This window comes from Pseudooceanicola profundus (assembly GCF_054919315.1).
Window position 1 is genome coordinate 743,728 of sequence record NZ_CM142898.1, and the last position, 23,604, is coordinate 767,331.

The window sequence follows — 23,604 nt, forward strand, 5'->3', positions numbered from 1 at the left end:
ATACTGATCGGGTTCTCCCCCCGTCAGTGCTCGAAGTGTGGGCGGATTCATCACAATTGGTCAAGTGCACCATCAAGAAAAAGCAACGCCTTACGGCCCTGCTTACTCTCGGTCAGCAGGGCAGTGCTTGCGGATCGGGCGGTCTCGCTACCGGCCGGTGACCATTTGGTAAAATTTATGGGCGTGGAGGAAGGCATCACGCTTGATTTCAGCCACTTCCGTGGCCTCCTCGTCCGCGCCCCACTGCTCTTCCTGCCAGGCGTCATCGAGGCGCGCGGCCTCCCAGAGCGTCTCTGCCGGGGCCACGCCCTCGATCGTGGCGAGCGCCAGAATCAGGGATCCCGGCAGCGCCACGAGGTCATGGAAGGCGGCCAGCTGGAACGGCTCCATATCGTCGAGCGTGGCGGCAAGCGCCTTCAGCGCGGCGGGATCCTGCGCGCGTGGCATGATCCCTTCCTGCACCACGAGACGCGCGCCATATGTCTCCGCCGCCCAGTCGAGCAGCGGGTCCCATGCGGCGGCCTGACGGGCGGCGAGTTCCTCGGGCCCCTCGGCGCGGTAGCACAGCAGGTCTGTCTCGGCATAGGCGGCCAGCATGGCGGCCACCTCGTCGCGCTGCGGGCGCACCTTGTCCACCGCGCTGTTGGCGGTGCGGGTGAAGGGCATCTGCTGCGGCTTCACTTCGTCCTGCTGGGCCTCCCATTCCTGCGCCATGGCCTCGGCCAGGGCGCGGGAGGGCAGCGGCAGGCGGCTCTTCAGGGGCGTGCGCAGCTCGCGTCCATCGAGATGGACCAGGTGCCCGTCCTCGGCCTCGGCGACCGAGACCTCCTTCCAGAAGCGTTTCGCCTTCCAGCCGCTCATGCGACCTCCTCGCGCCAGAGCGCATCAATCGTGTCGGGCAGGTCGCGCGGATCATCCACGACCACGTTGGCCTGCGCCAGTTCGCGGCGCGGGTGGAAGCCCCAGCTGACCCCGATGGTGCGCATGCCGGCGGCACGGCCCATGTCCATGTCGAAGCTGGTGTCGCCGATCATCACGGCATCCTCCGGCCCCACCCCGCAATCGGACATGGCCGCCAACAGCATCGAGGGATGCGGCTTGGACGGGTGGTCATCCGCCGTCTGGAGCGAGAGGAAATGCTTTGACAGCCCGGTCACCTCCAGCAGCGACACGAGGCCGCCGCGGGATTTGCCCGTGGCCACCGCCATCAGGATGTCGGGCCGAGCGTTGAGCTGTTCCAGCACCGCCGGGATGTGATCGTAAAGCTTGATGAAGCCGCGTCCGCCCGCATCGCGCAGGCCGCGATGGTGCGCCCGGTAAGTCGCGGCCATCCGCGTGACCCGCTCGGCATCGTTGCCCGGTGCGATCTGCGCGATGCCGATCTCCAGCGTCAGCCCGACGATCGAGAGCATCACATCGCGCGGCGGCGGGGCAAGGCCCTCGGCCTCGAAGGCGGCGGCCATGGAGGCCGTGATGCTGCCCTGACTGTCCGACAGCGTGCCGTCCACGTCCCAGATGATCAGCTTCGGCGTCGTCGTCATCAGCGCAGCTCCTCGAAGGGGTCGTCGGCGGCGAGGTCCTCGGTCCAGCCGAAGGTCTCCCAGCTGTGGGCCATGTGCTCGGGCAGCGGGGCGGTGACGGTGATCATCTTGTGGGTCACAGGATGCTCGAAGGTCATCGAGCGCGCGTGCAGGTGCAGCTTCTTCGAGATGATCCCGCCCAGCTGTGCCCCCCAGCCATCGCCGAGGTTTTCCTGACCCGAGCCACCATACTTGCCGTCCCCGATGATCGGATGCCCGATCTCGGCCATGTGGGCGCGCAGCTGGTGGGTCCGGCCGGTCAGCGGCTCCATCGCGACCCATGCGGCGCGGCTCGCCACGCGGTAGAGCGTGGCATAGAGCGTATGGGCGCGCTTGGCGTCCGGGGTCTTGTCGATGTCGCGCGGATGCACGGCGATCATCTTCTCGCCCTCGCCACCCTTGCCGTGGCCCGGGGCCTTCATCAGGCCATAGCGGATTTCCCCGAGGTAGGGCGTGGGCACACCGGCGACGAGCGCCCAGTAGATCTTGCGCGTCTGCTTGTGGCGCAGCGCGGCGGTCAGCGCCTGCGCGGTCGCCCGGTCACGGGCCAGCAGCAGCACGCCCGAGGTATCCTTGTCGAGCCGGTGCACGAGACGGGGCTTTTCTTCGAACCCGAACTTCAGCGCCTCGGCCAGCCCATCCACGTGACGGGTCTGCTTGCTGCCGCCCTGTGTCGGCAGGCCCGCGGGCTTGTTGATCGCGATGACCTGATCATCGCGGTAGATCACGCAGGACTGGATCAGTTTGGCATCCGCGTCCGAGACCTTGGGCTCGCGCGGCTTGGGCGCCTTGCCCTCGGGCTCCGGCTCGGGCAGCGGCGGGATACGCACGTCCTGCCCGGCTTCCAGCCGGGTGTTGGCCTTCACCCGGCCGCCGTCCACCCGCAGCTCGCCCTTGCGGCACATCTTCTCGATGCGGCCCTGCGGAACATGGGGGAAAAGACGCCGCAGCCAGCGGTCCAGCCGCTGCCCGCCGTCGCCGGGGCCCACGGTGATCGTCTGCACCTTGCTGGTCATGCCAGTACACTCCGCATCAGGGCGGCGCCGCCGATCAGCGCCGCGAAGGAGAACAGGAGGGAGAGCCCCACATAGAGCACCGCGTTGCCGCCCTGCCCCCGTTCAATCATGGTCCAGGCCTCCAGCGAGAAGGACGAGAACGTCGTGAAGCCGCCGAGGATCCCGGTCGCGAGGAAGGGGTTCCAGTGGGACAGCCCCTTGCTTCCGAGGAAGACCACCAGCATTCCCATCAGCCCACAGCCGATGATGTTCGCGCTCAGCACGCCGAGCGGAAAGCCCGGCCCCACGAGGCGGAACACCCCGACCCCCAAAAGGTAGCGGCAGGAGGCGCCGATGGCGCCACCGAGGGCAACTTGTAGAACGGTCAGTATCATCGCGGTTCCATCGCGCCGGAGCGGCGGGTTGTCAAGAAATCCGCCCCCGGGGGGCGCGATCCCCTTCCCTATAGGAATGCCGGGCGAGTTGGAAGCACCATGACGCGGCGCTCAGCCGCCGGTCTGCCGCTTCGCCCGCAGGCGCGCGAAGTATTCGGCCCGCTTCTTCAGCTCGCGCTCGAAGCCGCGCTCGACCGGCTGGTAAAGTGTGGGCCGCTCGACCCCTTCGGGGAAGTAGTTCTGCCCCGAGAAGCCGTCCTCGGCATCGTGGTCGTACTGGTAGTCGCGCCCGAACCCCTGATCCTTCATCATCCGCGTGGGCGCATTGATGATATGCTTGGGCGGCATCGCCGACCCGGTCTGCCGTGCCAGCGCCTTGGCCGCCGAAAGCGCCTTGTAGGAGGAGTTCGTCTTTGGCGCGAGGGCGAGGTAGATCACCACCTGCGCCAGCGCCAGTTCGCCCTCCGGCTGGCCGATCCGCTCGTAAAGCTGCCATGCGTCAAGGCAGACCGACTGCGCCTGCGGATCGGCAAGGCTGATGTCCTCCACCGCCATGATCGAGAGCCGGCGGAAGAGGTAGCGCGGGTCCTCGCCGCCCTCCAGCATGCGCGCCAGCCAGTAGATCGCCGCGTCCGGGTCCGACCCCCGGATGGATTTGTGCAGCGCCGAGATCAGGTTGTAATGCTCGTCACCGGACTTGTCGTATTTCGCCGCCCGGCGCATCAGCCGCTTCGACAGCCCCTCGGTGTCGAGCTTGCCCTCGACCTTCCACGAGGCGGCCTGTTCCACGAGGTTCAACAGCGCGCGCCCGTCGCCGTCGGCCATCTCCTGCATCGCCTCGCGGGCGGGGCCGTCCAGCGGCAGGGTGCGGCCCAGCTCCTGCTCGGCCCGCTGGGTCAGCCGCTCCATCTCGGCCAGCGTGAGGCGTTCGAGGGTCAGCACCTGCGAGCGCGACAGAAGGGCCGCATTCAGTTCGAAGGAGGGGTTCTCGGTCGTCGCCCCGACCAGCAGGATCGTCCCGTCTTCCATGTGCGGCAGGAACCCGTCCTGCTGCGCCTTGTTGAACCGGTGGATCTCGTCGACGAAGAGCAGTGTCCCCTGCCCGGCCCGGCGGCGCTGCTTGGCCGCTTCGAAGACCTTCTTGAGGTCTGCGACGCCGGTGAAGATCGCGCTGACCTGCTCGAAATGCAGGTCGGTCTCATGGGCCAGCAGGCGGGCGATGGTGGTCTTGCCCACACCCGGCGGCCCCCAGAGGATCAGCGAGGAGAGCGAGCCCGAGGCCAGCATCACGCCAAGCGGCCCGTCCGGGCCCAGCACCTGTTCCTGCCCGATGACCTCGGCCAGCGAGGCCGGGCGCAGCCGGTCTGCCAGCGGGCGGGGGGCCTGACGGCCGCCGCCCGCAGCCTGAGTGTCGCCAGGATCAGTGCCGGGACCAGTGTCGAAAAGATCGCTCATGCCCCGGATCTGACCTGTCAGAGACGGAAACGCAACTGCATCCGTTGTCCGCCGCGCAGCAGCACCAGCTCCAGCCAGCGGCCCGGGTCGGAGAGCGCGCGCTGCGCCTCCTTCGTGGTCGTGATGCTGGTGCCGTTCACCGACTGCAGCACGTCACCGGCCCGCAGCCCCGCGCGCGGCCCCATCGGACCGGGATCGGCCACCACAACGCCCGAGGCTGAAAGCGGCAGGCCCAGTTCCGCCATGACGGCGGGGTTGATCCGCTCCAGCACGAGGCCGGGGATGACCGAGCGCTCAGGCAGGGTCACCCGGTTGCGGGCGGGTTCCTCCGGGGCGTCGATCAGGTCGACGGTCACGTTCTGCGGTTTGCCATCGCGGAAGCGGGTGACCTCCGTCGTGTGGCCAAGACCGGCGATCGTCATGCGGAACAGCATCTCGGCGGGGGTGTTCACCGGCTCGCCGTCCACGTCCATCACCACGTCGCCTACCTGGAAGCCCGCGGCGAGGAAGGGGCTGGCGTCATGGAGTTCCGAGATCAGCACCCCGCCCGGCAGGTCGAGGCCCAGGGCCTGCGCCATCTGCGCATCCACCGGCTGTCCGGTCATCCCGGCCCATGGGCGTTCGAAATCCGTCTTGCCGTCGCGGGCCTGATCCACGAACTGCGCCACCAGCGCGGCGGGAATGGCAAAACCGATGCCGTTCGACCCGCCCGAACGGCTGAGAATCGAGGTATTGACCCCGATCAGGTCGCCGTTGATGTCGATCAGCGCCCCGCCGGAGTTGCCCGGGTTGATCGGCGCATCGGTCTGGATGAAGTAGCCCCGCGCGTTCCCCGTGGCCGTGCCCGACCGCGCAAGCCCCGAGACAATGCCCGAGCTGACGGTCTGCCCGACGCCGAAGGGGTTGCCGACCGCCAGCACCAGCTCCCCCACCTCGACATCGTCGCTGTCGCGCAGGGTCAGGTGCGGCATGTCCTGCGCCCCCTTCAGCTTGAGAATGGCAAGGTCCGCCTCCTCGTCCGCCAGCAGCACGTCGGCGTCGTATTCGGCGCGGTTGTTCAGCACGATGCGGATCTCATCCGCACGGCCCACCACGTGGAAGTTCGTCACCACGATGCCGTCATCCGAGAGCAGCACGCCGGAGCCCAGCGAGTTCTGCACCTGCGGTCGGCCCTGGCCGAAGTTCCGGAAGAACTCCGAGAAGAACGGATCGTCCGCGAAGGGCGATCGGCTCTGGATGATGCGCTTGGCATAGATGTTGACGACGGCCGGGGTCGCCTTCTTCACCACGGGCGCGAAGCCCATCGAGATCTCGGCCTGGCTCATGGGAACGCGGGTTTCCGCGCTCACCGGCAGCGCGGAAAGCGCCGCGGGCAGGCTGAGGGTGAGAAGGACAAGGGCGGTTCGGACCATGGGCATTTCCCTCTTCTTGCGTGCTGGCAGCTATCCGCAGCACGCCGGGGATTGCAACAACGCCACCTCCATCTTCCCGGCCTTGTGAAACCGCGCGATGGCGGAGCTGCGCGGATGAAACATCCCGACGCGTGGCCTGTCCGGGGCGACCACGTCCCGTCGACCGGCACGCCACCCGTGCCCCGACGCCCCTGCCCCGCCCGGCCAACACGGATCACAAGGCCCCTGCCCTGCACCCGGCATCACGCAAAAGAAAACCCCCGCCCTCTGGGGGGCGGGGGTTCACTGTCCCTCGGATCAGCGGGTCTTTTGACCCATTGACCGATCTCAGTCTTCTGCGGCTTCTTCCGCTTCCAGGCGGGCCTTGTCGGCTGCGCCCTTGGCGTCGACGTCGCGGTCGACGAATTCGATGATCGCCATCGGCGCCATGTCACCGTAGCGGAAGCCGGCTTTCATGATGCGGATGTAGCCACCCTGACGTTCTTTGTAGCGCGGGCCCAGAACCTCGAACAGTTTCTCGACCAGGGCGTCCTGCTTGAGCTGCGATGCGGCCTGACGACGGGCGTGCAGGTCACCGCGCTTGCCGAGCGTGATCAGCTTCTCGACGATCGGGCGCAGTTCTTTCGCCTTGGGCAGGGTGGTCTTGATCTGTTCGTGTTCGATGAGCGAGCCGGCCATGTTTGCCCAGAGTGCCTTGCGGTGCTCGTGGGTGCGGTTCAGGCGGCGGTAGCCTCGTGCGTGACGCATGATAGTCTCCTAACGTGTTTTGCTTTGTCTGGCCGGCGATGCGTGTCACCGGCTCTCCTTGGGGCGGGATTGCCCGGGTCGTGCCGGAGGGGGCGTAGCAGCCCCCTCGCGGAATGTCGATCAGAACTGGTCTTCGAACTTCTTGGCCAGGTCTTCGATGTTGTCCGGCGGCCAGTCCTCGACGTCCATGCCGAGGTGCAGGCCCATCCCCGAAAGCACTTCCTTGATCTCGTTCAGGGACTTCCGGCCGAAGTTCGGGGTGCGGAGCATCTCGGCTTCGGTCTTCTGGATCAGGTCGCCGATGTAGACGATGTTGTCGTTCTTCAGGCAGTTCGCCGAGCGCACGGAGAGTTCGAGCTCGTCCACCTTCTTGAGGAGGAGCGGGTTGAACTCGAGACCGTCGTCGTCGTCCTGACGGGTGGCCGATTCCGGCTCGTCGAAGTTGACGAAGATCGACAGCTGGTCCTGCAGGATGCGCGCGGCATAGGCCACGGCGTCGTCCGGCGTCAGCGAGCCATCGGTTTCGATCTTCATGGTCAGCTTGTCGTAGTCGAGAACCTGACCTTCACGGGTCGGGGTCACTTCGTAGGACACGCGCTTGATCGGCGAGTAGATCGCGTCGATCGGAATCAGGCCGATCGGTGCGTCTTCCGGCTTGTTCTTGTCGGCAGCGACATAGCCCTTGCCGGTGTCGACGGTCAGTTCCACGAAGAAATCCGCGCCCTCGTCGAGGTGGCAGATCACGTGCTCGCGGTTCAGGACCTCGATGCCGGCGGTCTCGGCGATGTCACCTGCAGTGACGATGCCCGGACCCTTGGCGTTGATCGACACGCGCTTCGGCCCCTCGACCTCCATCTTCAGGCTGACGCCCTTGAGGTTGAGGATGATGTCGGTCACGTCTTCGCGGACACCCGCGACGGACGAGAATTCGTGCAGAACGTTGTCGATCTGAACGGAGGTGATGGCGGCGCCCTGAAGCGACGACATCAGCACGCGGCGCAGCGCGTTGCCCAGCGTCAGCCCGAAGCCGCGTTCCAGCGGTTCAGCCACGACGGTGGCCTGACGCGACGGGTCTACACCCGGTTTCACGTCGAGCTGCGTCGGCTTGATGAGTTCTGCCCAGTTCTTGTGGATCATGCGTCCCTCCATTCCCGTTCCGTCCCCATGTCCAAAGGTCGAAACTCCCGAGGTTGAAATGACGTAAAGGAGGCCGCGCCTTGGCGCAGCCTCCTGTAAATCTGCAGGGCGGTCAGACCCGGCGGCGCTTCGGCGGGCGGCAGCCGTTGTGGGCGATCGGGGTCACATCACGGATCGAGGTGATGTTGAAACCGACAGCAGCCAGGGCGCGGAGAGCCGATTCACGGCCCGAGCCGGGGCCCTGAACTTCGACTTCCAGCGTTTTCACGCCGTGTTCCTGAGCTTTCTTGCCTGCGTCTTCGGCAGCCATCTGAGCGGCGTAGGGGGTCGACTTGCGCGAGCCCTTGAAGCCCATGGTCCCTGCGGAGGACCAGGAGATGGCGTTGCCCTGAACGTCAGAGATCAGGATCTTGGTGTTGTTGAACGACGAGTTCACATGCGCCACGCCAGCGGCGATGTTCTTGGAGACCTTTTTCTTGCCCCCACGGCGGGTATCACGTGCCATTGGTCAGAGCCCCCCTTATTTCTTCTTGCCGGCGATGGGTTTCGCGGGGCCCTTGCGGGTACGCGCGTTGGTGTGGGTCCGCTGACCACGCACCGGCAGGTTGCGGCGGTGGCGCAGGCCACGGTAGCAGCCCAGGTCCATCAGGCGTTTGATGTTCATCTGCGTCTCACGACGCAGGTCGCCTTCTACGGTGTAGTTGGCGTCGATGTGTTCACGGATGGCGAGAACTTCGGCATCCGAGAGCTCGTTCACACGACGGGTCGCGTCGATGTTCACAGCGTCGCAGATGGCTTTGGCCGAAGTATGGCCGATACCGGTGATGTAGGTGAGGGCGATCGGTACCCGTTTTGCAGTCGGGATGTTAACGCCGGCGATACGTGCCACGTGTCACTTTCCTTATAGTTGCGGTTCCGTAGCTCCAGAACCTTTTTTCACAACATATGGCCCGTGGCGGAACACCGCGGGCCGCAGCTGAATTCGGCGGGGTCTCGGCAGCTTAACAGAGAGTGACGGAATCACCATCTGGCCGAGATAGGGCGTGGTATGGGGTTTTCGAGGGATCGTCAACCCGTCAAGTCACAATCTCGGTCAGGGGCGGTGATCTGCCCGCCCCTGCCGGTCGTGATCTCAGCCGAGGATCTCGGCGATCGACGCTTTCACGGTGCCGATCTCTGCCAGGCCGTCGACGCCGCGCAGGGTGCCCTTGGCGTGGTAGTAGCCGAGCAGCGGCGACGTCTTCTTGTAGTATTCCATCAGGCGCTTCTTGAGGCTTTCCTCGTTGTCGTCCGCCCGCGCCGTGCCACCGGCCGCAACGGCCTCCTTGGCGCGGTTCACGATACGGCCGACGAGGACCTCGTCGTTCACCTGCAGTTCGATGGCGTGGTCGAGCTTCTGGCCCATCTCGGCGAGCAGCTTCTCCAGCGCGTCGGCCTGGGCCAGCGTGCGGGGGAACCCGTCGAAGATGAACCCTCCCTTGGCCTCGCCTTCCAGCTTCTCGCGGATCAGGCCGATGACGATCTCGTCGGTGACGAGCTCACCGCGGTCCATCACGTCGGCCACGATCTTGCCCATCTCCGTCCCGGAGGTGCGGGCCTCACGCAGCATGTCCCCGGTGGAGAGCTGGATCATGTCCCGCTCCTCGACCAGAAAACCTGCCTGGGTGCCTTTGCCTGCGCCGGGCGGTCCGAGAAGGATAATATTCATCGACGTCCGCTTCCTTTTTTGTTGCGCCGCTTGCCTTTGCCGCGGAGCTGGGACTTTTCAATCAGCCCTTCGTACTGGTGCGCCAGAAGATGGCTCTGCACCTGCTGGATGGTGTCCATGGTCACGGAGACCACGATCAGGACCGAGGTGCCGCCAAAATAGAAGGGAATCGTGAATTGGCTACGGAGGATCTCCGGAAGGAGACAAACTGCCGCAAGGTAGGCCGAGCCGAGGATCAGGATGCGGTTCACCACGTACTCGAGGTATTCCGCCGTCCGCTTGCCGGGCCGGATGCCGGGAACGAAGCCGTTCTGGTTCTTCAGGTTGTCCGCCACGTCATCGGGCTTGAAGGCCACGTTGTGCGTGTAGAAGTAGGCGAAGAAGACGATCATCGCGACGAAGAACAGCAGGTAGAGCGGCTGGCCCGGGCCGAAGTAGGCCAGGATCGTCGACATGATCGGGCCGGTCTGGCTGCCCGAGAAGGCCGAGATCGTCACCGGCAGCAGCAGCAGCGAGGAGGCGAAGATCGCCGGGATCACGCCCGCCGGGTTCACCTTGATCGGCAGGTGCGAGGAGCCACCGTCATAGACCTTCATGCCGACCTGGCGACGCGGGTACTGGATGTGGATCTTGCGCAGCGCGCGTTCCATGAACACCACGAAGGCGATCGTCGCGATGACCATGACGATCACGCCGATGATCACGCCGGGGCTGATGGCGCCCGAACGGCCCGAGACGAAGAACTGTGCCAGTGCGCCGGGCACTTCGGCGATGATGCCCACGAAGATGATCAGCGAGATGCCGTTGCCGATGCCGCGGTTGGTGATCTGCTCACCCAGCCACATCAGGAACATGGTGCCGCCGACGAGGGTGATCATCGTGGTCGAGAGGAAGAACCAGCCCGGATCGAGCGCAAGGGTCGAGCCATCGGCTGCCGGGGTCTGCAGGCCCATGGCGATGCCGTAGGACTGGACCGTCGCCAGCAGCACGGTGCCGTAGCGGGTGTACTGGTTGATCTTCTTGCGGCCCTGTTCGCCCTCTTTCTTGAGTTGCTCAAGCGAGGGGATCATCGAGGTCAGCAGCTGGACGATGATCGAGGCCGAAATGTAGGGCATGATGCCAAGGGCGAAGATGCCCATGCGGCCAAGCGCACCACCGGTGAACATCGACAGGATGCCGCCGATCCCCTGTGCCGCGCCCTGCATGAACTCTTCCAGGGCGGCGCCGTCGATGCCCGGAACGGGAATCCACGTGCCCAGCCGGTAGACGATCAGGAGGCCAAGCGTGAAGAGGATGCGGTTGCGAAGATCGGTGGCCTTGCTCAGGGCAGCCCAGCTCGTATTCGCCGCCATCTGTTCTGCTGCAGATACCATGCGCGGGTCTCTTTCATGTGACAACGCCGCCAAGGGCCGTTCCCCGGCTCTGGCGGCGTTTCAGGAAAACTCAAAGGTATGTAAGCGGCTCATTCACCGCTCACAACCTCTTATTCCGCGGCTTCGGCCGCAGTGACCTTGAGCGAGCCGCCAGCCTTCTCAACTGCCTCGATGGCAGCCTTGGAGGCACCGGTCACTTCCAGGTTCAGCGCGGTTGCGATCTCGCCCTTGGCGAGGACGCGGACACCGTCCAGCTTGCGGCGGATGGCACCCGAGGCAACCAGCACGTCTTCGGTGACGGGCGCGGAGGCGTCGATCTTGCCGGCTTCAACGAACTTGGCGATGATGCCGAGGTTGATGACGGCGAATTTCAGGCGGTTCGGCTTGTTGAAGCCACGCTTGGGCAGACGTTGGTAGAGGGGCATCTGGCCGCCTTCGTAGCCCTTGATGGCCACGCCCGAACGGGATTTCTGACCCTTGATACCGCGGCCTGCGGTCTTGCCCTTGCCCGAACCCGGGCCGCGTGCAACGCGTTTGGCCTTCTGTGCGGCGCCCGCGTTGTCGCGGAGTTCATTCAGTTTCATGTCGCTTCTCCTTGCCGGATGCGGCCCCCAGCGACGGGAGCGGCCGAACACGGCGTGTTGATATGATACGAGTCGCAGCCCCATCAGGGGCTACCGGGCGCGTATAGCGAAGAGGCCTGCGCCTTTCAAGGGCTGTGCATGGGGACGAAACGGCGTTTTCCGGGGCTGTGTTTCCCGGGGCGGCGTTCCCGGGCCCGAGCCTCCTCCCCTGCCCTTGGCCGTTCGGCCATGTCTGCGGGGGCTCGGCTCAGGCCGGCACCTCGGAAGGGTGCTCGGCCCTGTAGCGGCGCGCATCGGCGGCCAGCCGGGCGAGCGGCGCATCCTCGATCCCCAGCGTCTCGAAATGCCCCAGCAGGTTGTCAACGTATTCCATCGAGGTGCCCAGCATCCCCTGCCCCGTGGCGAGATAGCGCACCTGCAGGTCGTAGCAGAGGTCGGTCTCGATCATGTCGGTGCTGTTGTCGGCCTCGAAGGCCAGCGCCTCGACCACGCCCTGCGCGGTATGCACCGGGATGAAGACCGCCCGGTAGCAGGGCGCGATCATCTCGCGGCGCCAGACCACTTCGCTCTCCACCTCGACCTTCTCGGCGGCGATCCGGAAGACGAGGCCATGACAGCTGCCGCCCCGGTCCAGCCCGGCCATCAGGCCCGGCCGGGCCTCGGACCCGCGCGCGCCGGAGCGGTCGACGAGACACATCTTGCGGCAATGCCCGGCCACGTGGGCCTGCCGCACCTCCGCGAACTCGATGCCCGGGTCCCACATGAGCGATCCATAGGCAAACACCCAGAGGTCTCGGCCCCGGTGCCCGGCGAGCGCCGCGTGCCGCATCTCCTCGCGGACCGCATCGGTATAGCGCCACTCCGGCCCCTGCCCCTGCTCCGCCATGGTGGCGTCCAGATCGGCGGGCTCCATGGTCCGGAAGAAGCTCTCAGAGGCGGGCCGGATCAGGGCCGACAGCTCGGGATGGTGGCAGAAGGGGTCGCCGCTCGGGGAAAGGTCGGACATGGGTCTCTCGTCTCCGGCGGGTCAGCCCGCCTTGCGCAATTCGGGGGCGACCTTGGTGCCCAGCACCTCGATCGCCTTCAGCATCTCGGCGTGGTCGATGATCCCGATCGCCATCTGGATCGTCACCCGGTCGAAGCCCAGATCATCCTTCAGGCCGAGGATCTTGTCCACCAGCTGCGCCGGGCTGCCGACGAACATCGCGCCCTCCGGCCCGGTGCCGGCGTCGAACTGGGCACGGGTCTGCGGCGGCCAGCCGCGCTCGCGTCCCAGCTGGTCCATCACCGCCTTCTGCGCCGGGTAGAAGACATCCGCCGCGCGTTTGCCGTCCTCGCCGACGAAGCCGTGGACGTTGAGCGAAACACGCGCCTTGTCGGCATTGCCCGCCTGTTCCGCCGCCCGGCGGTAGAGATCGGCCAGCGGCGCAAAGCGGCGCGGCGCGCCTCCGATGATCGCCAGTGCCAGCGGCGTGCCGAGGACACCGGCGCGGATCATCGAATCGGGCGTACCACCCGCGGCGATCCAGATCGGCAACTTGCCGTTCACCGGACGGGGATAGACGCCGAGACCCTCGACCCGCTGGGTGTGGTCCGAGCCGGACCAGCGCAGCTTCTCCTCCTCGTTGATCGCGAGCAGCATCTGCAGCTTCTCTTCGAAGAGCGCATCGTAGTCGTTCAGGTCGTAGCCGAAGAGCGGAAAGCTCTCGATGAAACTGCCCCGCCCCACCATCAGCTCGGCCCGGCCGTCGCTGAGATTGTCGAGCGTGGAATACTGCTGGAAGACGCGCACCGGGTCATCGGAGGAGAGCACCGAGACGGCAGAGGACAGGCGAATGTGCTTTGTCGTGCGCGCGGCCCCTGCCAGCACCACGGGCGGCGTCGTGATGGCGTAATTCGGGCGGTGATGTTCCCCCAGCCCGAAGACGTCGAGCCCGACCTGATCGGCCAGTTCGATCTCTTCCATGAGGTTCTTCAGCCGCTGATGCGCATTCACGGTCTTGCCCGTCGCCGGGTCCTTGCCGATGTCGCCGAAGGTGTACAGGCCCACTTCCATGATCGTCTCCCAGATATCCTTGGCCCCAACCTAGAGCGCGCGGGCCCCGCCGCACAGGGGACAGGACGCACAGGACTTCCGCGGCTTGCGCACATCTCCCGAAACGCAAAACGGCGCCCCGAGGGGCGCCGTTCGCTGATCTCATGATCGGAAGACCGCTCAGTCGCGCTCTTCGATGATCTCGACCATGTGCGAGACCTTGTTGATCATGCCGCGCACGGAAGGGGTGTCTTCCAGTTCACGGGTCTTGTGCATCTTGTTCAGGCCCAGGCCGATCAGCGTCTGACGCTGGATGGCGGGGCGGCGGATCGGCGAGCCGACCTGCTTCACAACGATGGTTTTTGCCATTGGTCGCTCTCCTTACGCCTCTTCGGCCACTTGCGTGGACTCGGACGGAGCCTCGTCACGCTTGGGCAGAATGTCGGCCACTTTCTTGCCACGACGCTGCGCGACCATACGGGGGCTCGACTCTTTGGTCAGGCCGTCCAGGGTGGCGCGGATCATGTTGTAGGGGTTCTGCGAACCGATCGACTTGGCGACCACGTCCTGAACGCCCAGCATCTCGAAGACGGCACGCATCGGGCCACCTGCGATGATCCCGGTACCTTGCGGTGCGGTCCGCATGACGACCTTGCCGGCACCGTGACGACCTTCGATGTCGTGGTGCAGGGTACGGCCTTCGCGCAGCGGAACGCGGATCATCTGACGCTTGGCTTGCTCGGTCGCCTTGCGGATCGCCTCGGGGACCTCTTTGGCCTTGCCCTTGCCGAAGCCAACGCGGCCCTTCTGGTCGCCGACAACCACGAGTGCGGCGAAGCCAAAGCGCTTACCACCTTTCACGGTTTTCGACACACGGTTGATCGCAACAAGGCGATCTGCGAATTCCGGGGCTTCCTCGCGGTCGCGGCGGTCCCGGCGGTTATCGTCTCTGGCCATTCGGCACTCCATAATTCTGGGGCTTTCGCCCTTGCTGTCCAATCCAGGTGAAGCACCACGAGGGCGGTCTTCCCGGATCATCGAGGCGGGGGGACCCGCCTGCCCTGCCGCCCCGAGGGGCGAAAGAGAAAGGTGCGCGCGCCCTCAGGGACGCGCACACCCGTGTTCTGAAATCAGAGCTTCAGACCTGCTTCACGCGCGGCGTCGGCCAGAGCCTTCACCTTGCCGTGGAACAGGAAGCCGCCACGATCGAAGTATGCTTCCTCGATACCGGCTTTCTTGGCGCGTTCGGCAATCGCGGCGCCCACTTTCTGGGCCGCCTCGATGTTGTTCTTGCCGACGCAGCCGAGATCCTTCTCGAGGGTCGAAGCTGCTGCGAGGGTCACGCCCTGCACATCGTCGATCAGCTGAACGCTGATGTTCTTGTTCGACCGGTGAACCGACAGCCGCACGCGACCGGCGTTCACCTTGCGAAGCTTGTTCCGGACGCGCAGGCGGCGCTTCTGGAACAGTTCCCGTTTGCTCAGTGCCATCTGTTACGTCCTTACTTCTTCTTGCCTTCCTTGCGGAAGATGTACTCGCCTTTGTACTTGATCCCCTTGCCTTTGTAGGGCTCGGGAGCACGCCATTCGCGGATGTTAGCCGCGACCTGGCCGACGAGCTGCGGGTCGGTGCCTTCGATGATGACTTCGGTCGGCTTCGGGGTCGTGACAGTCACGCCCGCCGGCACGGCGAAGTCCACATCGTGCGAGTAGCCGAGGTTCAGCTTCAGGGTGTTGCCCTGAGCTGCAGCACGGTAACCCACACCGGTGATCTCAAGCTCTTTCTTGAAGCCGGAGGTCACGCCAGTCACCAGGTTCGCGACCATGGTGCGGCTCATGCCCCACTGCTGGCGCGCACGCTTCGAGGTGCCACGGGGTTTCACGGAAACCACGTTGTCCTCGATGGTGATGCTGACGTCGTCGGTCGCGGTGAAGCTGTGGGTCCCTTTCGGGCCCTTCACTTCGACGGTCTGGCCGGACACGGATGCGGTGACACCCGAGGGCAGCTCGACCGGTTTTTTCCCAATACGAGACATATCCTGCTCCTTAGAAGACCGTGCAGAGGACCTCACCGCCAACATTGGCGGCGCGGGCTGCGGCGTCCGACATCACGCCCTTGGGCGTGCTGACAATCGACACACCCAGGCCCTGACGGACCGACGGGATGTCCTTGACGCCCATGTAAACGCGACGGCCGGGGGTCGAAACCCGCTTGACCTCACGGATGACGGGGGCGCCGTCGAAGTACTTCAGGCTGATTTCCAGGGTCGGGTGACCGTTGGAATCGGTGCCTTTCTCATAGCCACGGATGTAGCCTTCGTCCGCCAGCACATCCAGAACCCAGGCGCGCAGCTTGGAGCCGGGCGTCAGGACGGTGGACTTGCCGCGCAGCTGCGCGTTGCGGATACGGGTGAGCATATCGCCGATAGGATCGTTCATACCATGCCCTCCTTACCAGCTCGACTTAACCAGACCGGGGATCTGGCCGTTGGAGCCCAGTTCCCGCAGCATGATCCGGGAGACCTTCAGCTTACGGTAGTAAGCGTGGGGACGGCCGGTCAGCTGGCAACGGTTGTGAAGACGGGTCGCGGACGAGTTGCGGGGCAGCTCGGCCAGCTTCAGGGTGGCGCGGAAACGCTCTTCCATCGGCTTCGACTCGTCGGCGATGACTTCCTTAAGCGCGGCGCGCTTGGCGGCGTACTTCTTGACCAGCCGCTCGCGCTTCTTCTCGCGCTCGATCATAGATTTTTTAGCCATGTCTCTCTCTCCCGCGATCAGCTGTTGAAAGGCATGTTGAAAGCTTTCAACAGCGCCTTAGCTTCCGCGTCGGTCTTGGCGGTGGTGGCGATCACGATGTCCATGCCCCAGTTCTCATCGACTTTGTCGAAGTTGATCTCGGGGAAGACGATGTGCTCCTTGATGCCCATGGCGTAGTTGCCACGGCCGTCGAAGCTCTTGCCCGACACGCCGCGGAAGTCGCGGATACGGGGCATCGCAACGGTGATCAGACGGTCGAGGAATTCGTACATCCGCTCGCCGCGCAGGGTCACTTTCGCACCCAGCGGCATTTCTTCACGGACGCGGAAGCCTGCGATCGACTTTTTCGCCTTGGTGACGACAGCTTTCTGGCCGGCGATCGCGCTCAGGTCTTCCTGGGCCGACTTGGCTTTCTTGCTGTCCTTTACCGCCTCGGCACCGCAGCCGATGTTCAGGACAATCTTGTCCAGGCGGGGGATCATCATGTCGTTCGAATAGCCGAACTCTTCTTTCAGAGCGGCACGGATCGTCTCGACATACTGCGTCTTAAGACGCGGGGTATAGGTCGCGGTATCAAGCATCGATCGCATCCCCGGTGGTCTTGGCGAAACGCACCTTCTTGTCGCCTTCCATGCGGAAGCCGACGCGGGTGGCTTTGCCGTTTGCATCGAGCAGGGCCAGGTTGCTCAGGTCGATCGGCAGGGCCTTGGGCAGGCGGCCACCTTGCGAGGTCTGGCTCTGACGGGTGTGACGGATGGCCATGTTGACGCCTTCCACCACGGCTTTGCCGGCTTTCGGGTCGAGGGAGACGATCTCGCCTTCCTTGCCCTTGTCCTTGCCGGCCAGCACGACGACCTTGTCGCCCTTGCGGAGTTTAGCAGCCATTACAGCACCTCCGGAGCAAGCGAGATGATCTTCATGAAGTTCTTGGCGCGCAGCTCACGAACAACCGGGCCGAAGATACGCGTACCGACGGGCTCGTTGTTGTTGTTCAGGATGACGGCTGCGTTGCGATCGAAGCGGATCGCGGTGCCATCTTCACGGCGAACTTCTTTGGCGGTGCGCACGACGACGGCTTTACGCACGTCGCCTTTTTTGACGCGGCCGCGCGGGATGGCTTCCTTCACGGAGACGACGATGATGTCGCCAACCGAAGCGTATTTACGCTTGGAACCACCCAGGACCTTGATGCACTGAACTCGGCGTGCGCCGGAGTTGTCAGCTACATCCAGATTGGTCTGCATCTGGATCATTTGGTTTCTCCCGACCTTTGGGGCAGCCTCAGACTGGCCTTATCCCCCAGGGTTTCGCTCATGCTGGGAGAGGCGAGGAAGCTTACGCTTCCAGCACCTCCCAACGCTTCGTCTTCGACTTCGGTGCGCATTCTTGGATGCGGACCGCGTCGCCCACCTTGAAGGTGTTGTTCTCGTCGTGAGCCCGGTACTTCTTGGACTTACGAATGGTCTTTTTCAGAACCGGGTGCGTGAAGCGGCGTTCCACCGACACGGTGACGGTCTGTGCGTTTGCGTCGGAAGTGACGACGCCTTGCAGGATACGTTTGGGCATCTGTCTTCCCCTTATTCAGCAGCCGAAGCGGCTTTTTCGTTCAGAATGGTCAGCACACGGGCCGCCTGACGGCGGGCCTGACGCATACGAGCGGGGTTTTCCAGTTGGCCGGTAGCCTGCTGAAAGCGCAGGTTGAACTGCTCTTTCTTGAGATTGGCCAGCTCTTCACGGAGCTGGTCAGGGGTCTTGTCACGGAGCTCTTGAGCGCTCATGACTCTTCCTTTCCTTCCTGGCACCGGCGGGCCCGCAAGCGGTAACCCCGAATCCGGTGGGTTATGTCAGAACAATGAGCGCTGCCTATACGCGGCACTGCCCTTCGGGTCAACAGGCAAAGGGCGATTAACGTCCGCCCTCCCCCGCCCTGCCCTCGGCGGCCAGCGCGGCCACCAGCCTGGCGCGCAGCGGCGCCACGTGGCGGTTGGCGCGGGTGACGGCCTCGTAGACCTCGGGCGCGTCCCCCGCAACCATCTCGAGCGCCTCCATCATCATCTCGAAACTCCGGGTCCGGATGCGGGGCGCGGGCCCCATGTCCGCCAGCACATGCCCCAGCAGATGCGTCAGCCCCTGGCTGAGCGCCGCCTGGGTGTCATGCTCCTCTGCCGAGGCCCGCAGGACCTTGAGCCCGTGACGCGCCCTCAGGTAGGCCCCCAGCCGCCGCCAGCCCCTGCCCCGTACCGGACAGAGCACCAACTGCGCGCCGTGCAGGCCGCCAGCCGCGCTCGCCGGGCCGAACATCGGGTGGGTGCCGAGGATCTCGACCCCCTCGGGCAACAGCGACTGCATCACGCGGACCGGCTCCTCCTTCACCGAGCAGACGTCGAGCACCATCTGGCCGGGGCGGAGGTCCGGGGCGATCTCGCTCAGCAGCGGCGCGATCCGGGTGAGCGGCAGGGCGAGGATCAGGATATCCGCGCAGGCGGCCTCCTGCGGGGGCACGCAGTGTAGGCCGAGAGCGCGCGCCTGCTGCTGCGCCGTGGGACAAGGGTCACAGATCGTCAGCGGGAAGTCGGGCGCGAGGTGCCGGGCCAGAAGCTGACCGAAGGCGCCGAAGCCGAAGAGCGAGAGGGAGGGTGTGGCGGGCATGGTCTGGTCCTTGGGAGAGAGGCCAGGGTCCGCGTGGTAAGCTTGGGGGCTGTGTTCGACCGCTGGCAGGGGCAGCGGAGAACATGACGAGGCATCCGCTGATCAGTTCAGCGGGTAATAGACCGTTGCGAATTGAAGGGTCGGATGCGTCATGCGGGTGGTGTAGGCCCGTCGGCGCGGGCGGTCAAGCGGGGTGTGGGCCTAAGAGGGCGGACGTAGGTGTTTGCCCCACCATGCCTCTGGCTGTAACGCGAGGCCCGCCTCGCCACCTTGCCACCTTGCCACGAAGGGCAGCGCCAACCCGCGGGGTGGCGCGATAGCGCCGGTCGCCATTGGTGCGCCATTGGTCCGAGCACCAATGGCGACGGGGGGCGGGTCGGCGCTGCCCGGCCCTAGGCCGGGCGGCACATTCCGTGAGGCTGGGCGATCTGGCGCGAGCAAAGGGACCTACGCGCGTTCGTCAGAGCAGTTGAGAGCCGGTTGGGGCGGCGGGCAATCCGGAGGGGAAGCGCGCAACCGGGGACTGCTCCCGCGCAGCGCACTCGCGAGCCATCGAGCAGGAAAACCGACCGAACCTGCCCCCTCAAACAAAAACGGGCGGCCTTGGCCGCCCGTCTCTCTTATCCCTTCGTCGCCTTGTGCATCTCGGCGGCGAATTCCTTGCGCAACCGCTTGCGGATCTCCGCGGCGTTCAGGCGCTTGCTCTCTTCCTCGGTCAACACCTGCAACTCGGGCACTTCCACCGGCTTGCCCTGCGCGTCCACCGCGACCATCGTGAAGTAGCAGGAGTTCGTGTGCCGGCTCTTGCCGGACCGGATCTCCTGCGCCTCGACGCGGATCCCGATCTCCATCGAGGTCCGCCCGGCGTGGTTCACGCTGGCCCGGAAGGTCACCAGCTCGCCCACGTTGATCGGCTCCTTGAACATCACCTGATCCACCGAGAGCGTCACGGCATATTGCTTGGAGTAGCGCGAGGCACAGGAGAAGGCCACGCGGTCCAGCAGGTTCAACAGCGCACCGCCGTGCACCTTGCCGCTGAAATTCGCCATGTCCGGCGTCATCAGCACGGTCATTTCCAGTTTGCGCGGGTCCATCTGGGGGTCTCCTTGATGGTCGTTCGTCATGTCCGGGCCTCAGCCCCAGGAGTAGTTGAAGCTGACCGAGATCCGGTCATCTTCGGTCATGTTCATGGGCACCTCGTGGCGCAGCCAGCTCTCCCAAAGCAGCACGTCGCCTACGGCGGGCTTCACGTAGATGAAGGGCTTGAGCTCTTCCGGCGCGGTCTTCTTGCGGGTCGGCGCGGCCATCATCATCGGCAGGCGCGGGTCTTCCAGCTTCAGCGCCGAGGTGCCCTCGGGCATGGCGACATAGGTGGTCCCCGAGATCACCGAATGCGGGTGGATGTGGCTGGCGTGGGTGCCGCCTTCGGGCAGGATGTTGATCCAGAGGTCTTCCAGCTTCAGCGGCTTGTCGTCCAGATCGAAGCCCAGTTCCTCCGCAAAAGCCGCGACATGGGCGTCCAGCGATTTCACCAGGTCGCCGAAGATCGGGAAACGCCACGGCAGATCGGTCAGCGAGGCATAGGAGGTGTAGCCCGGATAATCGTGCGCCTCGCACCAGTCCTGCCCGGCCTCGTCATCCTCGGCGATGGAATAGCAGGAGGCTTCGAGTTCATCGGTATCGATCACCGGCCCGTGCTCGCGCAGCGCGGCCCGGTAGAGACGGGTGACAAAGAGGGAACGGATGCTGGACATGATGGCCTCCTGTGGCGTCGATCTGCCGGCCCCCCATACGGTCTTTTGCCGCGCCGGGATAGCCGCGGGGGCGCATTTCCCCCCTGCCCTTACAGAAAACCCCCGCCGGTGACGGCGGGGGCTCTCGATCTTGTTCATCGCTGCGGCCGGGGCCGCGGGGCGATTACCAGTCTTCGCGGACCACGATGCGGGTCTTGATCGGCAGCTTCATGGCTGCGAGGCGCAGCGCTTCACGTGCGATCTCTTCGGACACGCCGTCGATCTCGAACATGACGCGGCCCGGCTTGACCTTGGCTGCCCAGTAGTCGACCGAACCCTTACCTTTACCCATCCGGACTTCGGTGGGTTTGGAGGAGACGGCAACGTCCGGGAAGATCCGGATCCAGACACGGCCCTGACGCTTCATGTGGCGGGTCAGGGCGCGGCGTGCTGCCTCGATCTGACGCGCGGTGATGCGCTCGGGTTGGGTCGCCTTCAGGCCGAAGTGGCCGAAGTTGAGGTCGGAACCGCCTTTGGCCAGACCGTGGATACGGCCCTTATGCTGCTTGCGGAATTTTGTACGCTTGGGTTGAAGCATCTCTTATCCTCCTCAGCGACGGCCGCCAGCACCGCGGGGCGCCGGACCATCCTGAAGTTCCTGAGCCTTGCGATCCCGCGCCTGCGGATCATGTTCCATGATCTCGCCTTTGAAGATCCAGACCTTGATCCCGATGATGCCATAGGGGGTCGTGGCTTCAGAGTGCGCGTAGTCGATGTCCGCGCGCAGGGTGTGCAGGGGCACACGGCCTTCGCGGTACCATTCGGTGCGGGCGATCTCTGCGCCGCCGAGACGGCCGGCAACGTTCACGCGGATGCCGAGGGCACCCATACGCATGGCGTTCTGCACGGCGCGCTTCATGGCGCGGCGGAAGGAGACACGGCGCTCCAGCTGCTGAGCGATGGACTCGCCGACCAGCTGCGCGTCGAGCTCGGGCTTGCGGACTTCAACGATGTTGAGGTGCAGTTCCGAGTCCGTCATCTTGGCGAGCTTCTTGCGAAGCACCTCGATGTCGGCGCCTTTCTTACCGATGATCACGCCGGGACGTGCGGTGTGGATCGTGACGCGGCACTTCTTGTGCGGACGCTCGATGATCACACGGGCCACGCCGGCCTGCTTGCACTCGGTCTTGATGAACTCGCGGATTTTCACGTCTTCGAGCAGCATGTCGCCGAAGTCTTTGGTGTCCGCGTACCAGCGGCTGTCCCAGGTCCGGTTGACCTGAAGGCGCATGCCGATCGGATTGACTTTCTGACCCATTAGGCTTGCTCCTCGACCTGACGCACCAGGATGGTGATTTCCGAGAACGGCTTCATGATCTTGCCGTACCGGCCACGTGCGCGGGGACGCCCGCGTTTCATCACGAGGTTCTTGCCCACGAAGGCCTCGGCGACGATCAGTTCATCGACGTCGAGGTTGTGGTTGTTCTCGGCGTTCGCGATAGCGGACTGAAGGCATTTCTTCACGTCTTCCGCGATCCGCTTCTTGGAGAAGGTCAGGTCCGAAAGGGCCTTGTCGACCTTCTTGCCGCGGATCATCGCTGCAACGAGGTTCAGTTTCTGCGGGCTGGTGCGAAGCATGCGGGTTTTGGCCATCGCTTCGTTGTCTGCCACGCGGCGGGGGTTCTTTTCCTTGCCCATGACTTACTTCCGCTTCGCTTTTTTGTCAGCGGCGTGACCATAATAGGTCCGGCTCGGCGAGTACTCACCGAACTTCTGACCGATCATGTCTTCCGTGACGTTGACGGGAACATGTTTCTGACCGTTGTAGACGCCAAACGTCAGGCCCACGAACTGGGGCAGGATCGTCGAGCGGCGCGACCAGATCTTGATGACTTCGTTACGGCCGGATTCGCGTGCCGCTTCCGCCTTTTTCAGGACGTAAGCGTCAACGAAGGGGCCCTTCCAAACAGAACGTGCCATAGATTAGCGGCCCTTCTTGCGAGCGTGACGCGAGCGGACGATGTACTTGTCCGTCGCCTTGTTCTTACGGGTCCGTGCACCCTTGGTCGGTTTACCCCAGGGGGTAACCGGGTGACGACCACCGGAGGTCCGGCCTTCACCACCACCGTGGGGGTGGTCGATCGGGTTCATGACCACGCCGCGGACGCTCGGGCGGATGCCCTTGTGACGCATGCGGCCGGCTTTACCGTAGTTCTGGTTCGAGTTGTCCGGGTTCGACACGGCACCGACGGTGGCCATGCATTCCTGACGGACCATGCGCAGTTCGCCCGACGAGAGGCGGATCTGAGCGTAGCCACCGTCACGGCCGACGAACTGGGCATAGGTGCCCGCGGCGCGTGCGATCTGGCCGCCCTTGCCGGGCTTCAGCTCGATGTTGTGCACGATGGTACCGATCGGCATGCCCGAGAAGGGCATCGCGTTACCGGGCTTGATGTCGACCTTGGAGCCGGAGACGACCTTGTCGCCCACACCCAGACGCTGGGGGGCGAGAATGTACGCTTTTTCGCCGTCATCGTACTGCACGAGCGCGATGAATGCGGTCCGGTTGGGGTCGTATTCGATACGGACAACGATGCCGTTCACATCGAACTTGTTCCGTTTGAAATCGACGATCCGATAGAGGCGCTTTGCCCCGCCGCCCTTGCGGCGCATCGTGATCCGTCCGGTGTTGTTCCGGCCGCCATTCTTCGTCAGACCCTCGGTGAGGGCCTTGACGGGGCGTCCTTTCCACAGCTCCGAACGGTCGATCAGCACCAGCCCGCGCTGGCCCGGCGTCGTCGGCTTATACGACTTGAGTGCCATGCTTTCTGTCTTCCGTTTGCTACGCGGCAGGGTCGAGCCCCGCCTATGGTTCAGCCCCCCGAAGGTGGCCAGTAGAGGGCCCCGAAGGTCCCCAGTTCAAATATCCAGAGGCCCCGGAACGAATCCGGGGCCTCGTGGATTGGGCGCGTTTAGCAGTCTTGCCCGACCATGTCTATAGCGCGGGGCGATTCAGGTGACGAAGGGGAAAAGCCCTTGCGTCCT

The 23,604-nt window shown here is 64.8% G+C and carries 34 protein-coding genes; all 34 read right to left on the bottom strand.

The window, feature by feature from the left end:
• Window positions 1-147: 147 nt before the first annotated feature.
• Window positions 148-861: an ATP12 family chaperone protein gene (locus ACX9MO_RS03355; protein WP_462213548.1), complete on the bottom strand. Its 714-nt coding sequence runs from the start codon at window positions 859-861 to the stop codon at window positions 148-150.
• The gene (locus tag ACX9MO_RS03360) at window positions 858-1,541 is read right to left on the bottom strand and encodes an HAD family hydrolase (protein ID WP_222492222.1); all 684 of its coding nucleotides are present in this window, start codon (window positions 1,539-1,541) and stop codon (window positions 858-860) included. The genes ACX9MO_RS03355 and ACX9MO_RS03360 overlap by 4 nt, the downstream gene beginning before the upstream one ends.
• Window positions 1,541-2,596, bottom strand: coding sequence for an RluA family pseudouridine synthase (locus tag ACX9MO_RS03365; protein ID WP_462213549.1), 1,056 nt, complete (start codon window positions 2,594-2,596; stop codon window positions 1,541-1,543). The genes ACX9MO_RS03360 and ACX9MO_RS03365 overlap by 1 nt, the downstream gene beginning before the upstream one ends.
• Window positions 2,593-2,970, bottom strand: coding sequence for a fluoride efflux transporter CrcB (crcB, locus tag ACX9MO_RS03370; RefSeq protein ID WP_462213550.1), 378 nt, complete (start codon window positions 2,968-2,970; stop codon window positions 2,593-2,595). The genes ACX9MO_RS03365 and crcB overlap by 4 nt, the downstream gene beginning before the upstream one ends.
• 111 nt (window positions 2,971-3,081) lie before the next feature.
• Window positions 3,082-4,425 (bottom strand): replication-associated recombination protein A, encoded by a 1,344-nt coding sequence (locus ACX9MO_RS03375; protein WP_462213551.1) that lies wholly within the window; start codon window positions 4,423-4,425, stop codon window positions 3,082-3,084.
• Window positions 4,426-4,442: 17 nt separating this feature from the next.
• Entirely contained in the window at window positions 4,443-5,837 is a 1,395-nt protein-coding gene (locus ACX9MO_RS03380) for a trypsin-like peptidase domain-containing protein (RefSeq protein WP_462213552.1), read from the bottom strand.
• Window positions 5,838-6,164: 327 nt separating this feature from the next.
• The gene (gene rplQ / locus ACX9MO_RS03385; RefSeq protein WP_222492211.1) at window positions 6,165-6,584 is read right to left on the bottom strand and encodes a 50S ribosomal protein L17; all 420 of its coding nucleotides are present in this window, start codon (window positions 6,582-6,584) and stop codon (window positions 6,165-6,167) included.
• Between the two features lie 120 nt (window positions 6,585-6,704).
• Entirely contained in the window at window positions 6,705-7,721 is a 1,017-nt protein-coding gene (locus ACX9MO_RS03390) for a DNA-directed RNA polymerase subunit alpha (RefSeq protein ID WP_222492210.1), read from the bottom strand.
• 112 nt (window positions 7,722-7,833) lie between these two features.
• Window positions 7,834-8,226: a 30S ribosomal protein S11 gene (gene rpsK / locus ACX9MO_RS03395; RefSeq protein ID WP_136636924.1), complete on the bottom strand. Its 393-nt coding sequence runs from the start codon at window positions 8,224-8,226 to the stop codon at window positions 7,834-7,836.
• Between the two features lie 15 nt (window positions 8,227-8,241).
• The gene (gene rpsM, locus ACX9MO_RS03400; RefSeq protein WP_222492209.1) at window positions 8,242-8,610 is read right to left on the bottom strand and encodes a 30S ribosomal protein S13; all 369 of its coding nucleotides are present in this window, start codon (window positions 8,608-8,610) and stop codon (window positions 8,242-8,244) included.
• A gap of 243 nt (window positions 8,611-8,853) precedes the next feature.
• Window positions 8,854-9,429, bottom strand: a complete 576-nt coding sequence (locus tag ACX9MO_RS03405; RefSeq protein WP_462213553.1) for an adenylate kinase — start codon at window positions 9,427-9,429, stop codon at window positions 8,854-8,856.
• A complete protein-coding gene (secY, locus tag ACX9MO_RS03410) occupies window positions 9,426-10,802 on the bottom strand; it encodes a preprotein translocase subunit SecY (protein WP_462213554.1) in 1,377 nt (458 codons plus the stop codon). The genes ACX9MO_RS03405 and secY overlap by 4 nt, the downstream gene beginning before the upstream one ends.
• A 110-nt stretch (window positions 10,803-10,912) precedes the next feature.
• Window positions 10,913-11,386: a 50S ribosomal protein L15 gene (gene rplO / locus ACX9MO_RS03415; RefSeq protein WP_222492206.1), complete on the bottom strand. Its 474-nt coding sequence runs from the start codon at window positions 11,384-11,386 to the stop codon at window positions 10,913-10,915.
• A gap of 247 nt (window positions 11,387-11,633) precedes the next feature.
• Window positions 11,634-12,392, bottom strand: coding sequence for a gamma-glutamylcyclotransferase (locus ACX9MO_RS03420; protein ID WP_462213555.1), 759 nt, complete (start codon window positions 12,390-12,392; stop codon window positions 11,634-11,636).
• 21 nt (window positions 12,393-12,413) lie between these two features.
• A complete protein-coding gene (locus tag ACX9MO_RS03425) occupies window positions 12,414-13,442 on the bottom strand; it encodes an Atu2307/SP_0267 family LLM class monooxygenase (RefSeq protein WP_462213556.1) in 1,029 nt (342 codons plus the stop codon).
• Window positions 13,443-13,601: 159 nt separating this feature from the next.
• The gene (rpmD, locus tag ACX9MO_RS03430; RefSeq protein ID WP_222492200.1) at window positions 13,602-13,790 is read right to left on the bottom strand and encodes a 50S ribosomal protein L30; all 189 of its coding nucleotides are present in this window, start codon (window positions 13,788-13,790) and stop codon (window positions 13,602-13,604) included.
• 12 nt (window positions 13,791-13,802) lie between these two features.
• Window positions 13,803-14,378, bottom strand: coding sequence for a 30S ribosomal protein S5 (gene rpsE, locus ACX9MO_RS03435; RefSeq protein WP_222492198.1), 576 nt, complete (start codon window positions 14,376-14,378; stop codon window positions 13,803-13,805).
• A gap of 173 nt (window positions 14,379-14,551) precedes the next feature.
• Window positions 14,552-14,911 (bottom strand): 50S ribosomal protein L18, encoded by a 360-nt coding sequence (gene rplR, locus ACX9MO_RS03440; protein ID WP_222492196.1) that lies wholly within the window; start codon window positions 14,909-14,911, stop codon window positions 14,552-14,554.
• A gap of 11 nt (window positions 14,912-14,922) precedes the next feature.
• Window positions 14,923-15,456, bottom strand: coding sequence for a 50S ribosomal protein L6 (rplF, locus tag ACX9MO_RS03445; protein ID WP_222492194.1), 534 nt, complete (start codon window positions 15,454-15,456; stop codon window positions 14,923-14,925).
• 10 nt (window positions 15,457-15,466) lie between these two features.
• On the bottom strand, window positions 15,467-15,859 hold the full coding sequence (rpsH, locus tag ACX9MO_RS03450; protein WP_222492192.1) for a 30S ribosomal protein S8: 393 nt from the start codon (window positions 15,857-15,859) through the stop codon (window positions 15,467-15,469).
• Window positions 15,860-15,871: 12 nt separating this feature from the next.
• Window positions 15,872-16,177, bottom strand: coding sequence for a 30S ribosomal protein S14 (rpsN, locus tag ACX9MO_RS03455; protein ID WP_222492190.1), 306 nt, complete (start codon window positions 16,175-16,177; stop codon window positions 15,872-15,874).
• Between the two features lie 17 nt (window positions 16,178-16,194).
• Window positions 16,195-16,758 (bottom strand): 50S ribosomal protein L5, encoded by a 564-nt coding sequence (gene rplE / locus ACX9MO_RS03460; RefSeq protein ID WP_222492188.1) that lies wholly within the window; start codon window positions 16,756-16,758, stop codon window positions 16,195-16,197.
• On the bottom strand, window positions 16,751-17,062 hold the full coding sequence (rplX, locus tag ACX9MO_RS03465; RefSeq protein WP_222492186.1) for a 50S ribosomal protein L24: 312 nt from the start codon (window positions 17,060-17,062) through the stop codon (window positions 16,751-16,753). The genes rplE and rplX overlap by 8 nt, the downstream gene beginning before the upstream one ends.
• Window positions 17,062-17,430: a 50S ribosomal protein L14 gene (gene rplN, locus ACX9MO_RS03470; protein WP_005621870.1), complete on the bottom strand. Its 369-nt coding sequence runs from the start codon at window positions 17,428-17,430 to the stop codon at window positions 17,062-17,064. The genes rplX and rplN overlap by 1 nt, the downstream gene beginning before the upstream one ends.
• A gap of 82 nt (window positions 17,431-17,512) precedes the next feature.
• The gene (rpsQ, locus tag ACX9MO_RS03475; protein WP_222492184.1) at window positions 17,513-17,743 is read right to left on the bottom strand and encodes a 30S ribosomal protein S17; all 231 of its coding nucleotides are present in this window, start codon (window positions 17,741-17,743) and stop codon (window positions 17,513-17,515) included.
• Window positions 17,744-17,754: 11 nt separating this feature from the next.
• The gene (gene rpmC / locus ACX9MO_RS03480; protein WP_222492182.1) at window positions 17,755-17,955 is read right to left on the bottom strand and encodes a 50S ribosomal protein L29; all 201 of its coding nucleotides are present in this window, start codon (window positions 17,953-17,955) and stop codon (window positions 17,755-17,757) included.
• A gap of 127 nt (window positions 17,956-18,082) precedes the next feature.
• Window positions 18,083-18,826 carry a prephenate dehydrogenase/arogenate dehydrogenase family protein gene (locus ACX9MO_RS03485; RefSeq protein WP_462213557.1) on the bottom strand — a complete coding sequence of 248 codons (744 nt, stop codon included), beginning with the start codon at window positions 18,824-18,826 and terminating at the stop codon, window positions 18,083-18,085.
• Between the two features lie 620 nt (window positions 18,827-19,446).
• Window positions 19,447-19,920, bottom strand: a complete 474-nt coding sequence (locus tag ACX9MO_RS03490) for an acyl-CoA thioesterase (RefSeq protein ID WP_222492178.1) — start codon at window positions 19,918-19,920, stop codon at window positions 19,447-19,449.
• A gap of 39 nt (window positions 19,921-19,959) precedes the next feature.
• Window positions 19,960-20,580, bottom strand: a complete 621-nt coding sequence (locus tag ACX9MO_RS03495) for a 2OG-Fe(II) oxygenase family protein (protein WP_462213558.1) — start codon at window positions 20,578-20,580, stop codon at window positions 19,960-19,962.
• Between the two features lie 163 nt (window positions 20,581-20,743).
• Complete coding sequence (gene rplP, locus ACX9MO_RS03500; protein WP_222492174.1) at window positions 20,744-21,157, bottom strand: 50S ribosomal protein L16; 414 nt, start codon at window positions 21,155-21,157, stop codon at window positions 20,744-20,746.
• Between the two features lie 12 nt (window positions 21,158-21,169).
• Window positions 21,170-21,877, bottom strand: coding sequence for a 30S ribosomal protein S3 (gene rpsC, locus ACX9MO_RS03505; protein WP_222492172.1), 708 nt, complete (start codon window positions 21,875-21,877; stop codon window positions 21,170-21,172).
• The gene (gene rplV, locus ACX9MO_RS03510) at window positions 21,877-22,257 is read right to left on the bottom strand and encodes a 50S ribosomal protein L22 (RefSeq protein WP_222492170.1); all 381 of its coding nucleotides are present in this window, start codon (window positions 22,255-22,257) and stop codon (window positions 21,877-21,879) included. The genes rpsC and rplV overlap by 1 nt, the downstream gene beginning before the upstream one ends.
• Window positions 22,258-22,260: 3 nt before the next feature.
• A complete protein-coding gene (gene rpsS / locus ACX9MO_RS03515) occupies window positions 22,261-22,539 on the bottom strand; it encodes a 30S ribosomal protein S19 (protein WP_222492168.1) in 279 nt (92 codons plus the stop codon).
• A gap of 3 nt (window positions 22,540-22,542) precedes the next feature.
• Window positions 22,543-23,382, bottom strand: coding sequence for a 50S ribosomal protein L2 (gene rplB, locus ACX9MO_RS03520; RefSeq protein ID WP_222492166.1), 840 nt, complete (start codon window positions 23,380-23,382; stop codon window positions 22,543-22,545).
• Between the last annotated feature and the right edge of the window lie 222 nt (window positions 23,383-23,604).

Excerpts from the sequence above, each read along its gene's own strand:
- ACX9MO_RS03355 (WP_462213548.1), bottom strand. The coding sequence starts at position 861 with ATGAGCGGCTGGAAGGCGAAACGCTTCTGGAAGGAGGTCTCGGTCGCC.
- ACX9MO_RS03360 (WP_222492222.1), bottom strand. The coding sequence starts at position 1,541 with ATGACGACGACGCCGAAGCTGATCATCTGGGACGTGGACGGCACGCTG.
- ACX9MO_RS03365 (WP_462213549.1), bottom strand. The coding sequence starts at position 2,596 with ATGACCAGCAAGGTGCAGACGATCACCGTGGGCCCCGGCGACGGCGGG.
- crcB (WP_462213550.1), bottom strand. The coding sequence starts at position 2,970 with ATGATACTGACCGTTCTACAAGTTGCCCTCGGTGGCGCCATCGGCGCC.
- ACX9MO_RS03375 (WP_462213551.1), bottom strand. The coding sequence starts at position 4,425 with ATGAGCGATCTTTTCGACACTGGTCCCGGCACTGATCCTGGCGACACT.
- ACX9MO_RS03380 (WP_462213552.1), bottom strand. The coding sequence starts at position 5,837 with ATGGTCCGAACCGCCCTTGTCCTTCTCACCCTCAGCCTGCCCGCGGCG.
- rplQ (WP_222492211.1), bottom strand. The coding sequence starts at position 6,584 with ATGCGTCACGCACGAGGCTACCGCCGCCTGAACCGCACCCACGAGCAC.
- ACX9MO_RS03390 (WP_222492210.1), bottom strand. The coding sequence starts at position 7,721 with ATGATCCACAAGAACTGGGCAGAACTCATCAAGCCGACGCAGCTCGAC.
- rpsK (WP_136636924.1), bottom strand. The coding sequence starts at position 8,226 with ATGGCACGTGATACCCGCCGTGGGGGCAAGAAAAAGGTCTCCAAGAAC.
- ACX9MO_RS03405 (WP_462213553.1), bottom strand. The coding sequence starts at position 9,429 with ATGAATATTATCCTTCTCGGACCGCCCGGCGCAGGCAAAGGCACCCAG.
- secY (WP_462213554.1), bottom strand. The coding sequence starts at position 10,802 with ATGGTATCTGCAGCAGAACAGATGGCGGCGAATACGAGCTGGGCTGCC.
- rplO (WP_222492206.1), bottom strand. The coding sequence starts at position 11,386 with ATGAAACTGAATGAACTCCGCGACAACGCGGGCGCCGCACAGAAGGCC.
- ACX9MO_RS03420 (WP_462213555.1), bottom strand. The coding sequence starts at position 12,392 with ATGTCCGACCTTTCCCCGAGCGGCGACCCCTTCTGCCACCATCCCGAG.
- ACX9MO_RS03425 (WP_462213556.1), bottom strand. The coding sequence starts at position 13,442 with ATGGAAGTGGGCCTGTACACCTTCGGCGACATCGGCAAGGACCCGGCG.
- rpmD (WP_222492200.1), bottom strand. The coding sequence starts at position 13,790 with ATGGCAAAAACCATCGTTGTGAAGCAGGTCGGCTCGCCGATCCGCCGC.
- rpsE (WP_222492198.1), bottom strand. The coding sequence starts at position 14,378 with ATGGCCAGAGACGATAACCGCCGGGACCGCCGCGACCGCGAGGAAGCC.
- rplR (WP_222492196.1), bottom strand. The coding sequence starts at position 14,911 with ATGGCACTGAGCAAACGGGAACTGTTCCAGAAGCGCCGCCTGCGCGTC.
- rplF (WP_222492194.1), bottom strand. The coding sequence starts at position 15,456 with ATGTCTCGTATTGGGAAAAAACCGGTCGAGCTGCCCTCGGGTGTCACC.
- rpsH (WP_222492192.1), bottom strand. The coding sequence starts at position 15,859 with ATGAACGATCCTATCGGCGATATGCTCACCCGTATCCGCAACGCGCAG.
- rpsN (WP_222492190.1), bottom strand. The coding sequence starts at position 16,177 with ATGGCTAAAAAATCTATGATCGAGCGCGAGAAGAAGCGCGAGCGGCTG.
- rplE (WP_222492188.1), bottom strand. The coding sequence starts at position 16,758 with ATGCTTGATACCGCGACCTATACCCCGCGTCTTAAGACGCAGTATGTC.
- rplX (WP_222492186.1), bottom strand. The coding sequence starts at position 17,062 with ATGGCTGCTAAACTCCGCAAGGGCGACAAGGTCGTCGTGCTGGCCGGC.
- rplN (WP_005621870.1), bottom strand. The coding sequence starts at position 17,430 with ATGATCCAGATGCAGACCAATCTGGATGTAGCTGACAACTCCGGCGCA.
- rpsQ (WP_222492184.1), bottom strand. The coding sequence starts at position 17,743 with ATGCCCAAACGTATCCTGCAAGGCGTCGTCACTTCCGACGCAAACGCA.
- rpmC (WP_222492182.1), bottom strand. The coding sequence starts at position 17,955 with ATGAGCGCTCAAGAGCTCCGTGACAAGACCCCTGACCAGCTCCGTGAA.
- ACX9MO_RS03485 (WP_462213557.1), bottom strand. The coding sequence starts at position 18,826 with ATGCCCGCCACACCCTCCCTCTCGCTCTTCGGCTTCGGCGCCTTCGGT.
- ACX9MO_RS03490 (WP_222492178.1), bottom strand. The coding sequence starts at position 19,920 with ATGGACCCGCGCAAACTGGAAATGACCGTGCTGATGACGCCGGACATG.
- ACX9MO_RS03495 (WP_462213558.1), bottom strand. The coding sequence starts at position 20,580 with ATGTCCAGCATCCGTTCCCTCTTTGTCACCCGTCTCTACCGGGCCGCG.
- rplP (WP_222492174.1), bottom strand. The coding sequence starts at position 21,157 with ATGCTTCAACCCAAGCGTACAAAATTCCGCAAGCAGCATAAGGGCCGT.
- rpsC (WP_222492172.1), bottom strand. The coding sequence starts at position 21,877 with ATGGGTCAGAAAGTCAATCCGATCGGCATGCGCCTTCAGGTCAACCGG.
- rplV (WP_222492170.1), bottom strand. The coding sequence starts at position 22,257 with ATGGGCAAGGAAAAGAACCCCCGCCGCGTGGCAGACAACGAAGCGATG.
- rpsS (WP_222492168.1), bottom strand. The coding sequence starts at position 22,539 with ATGGCACGTTCTGTTTGGAAGGGCCCCTTCGTTGACGCTTACGTCCTG.
- rplB (WP_222492166.1), bottom strand. The coding sequence starts at position 23,382 with ATGGCACTCAAGTCGTATAAGCCGACGACGCCGGGCCAGCGCGGGCTG.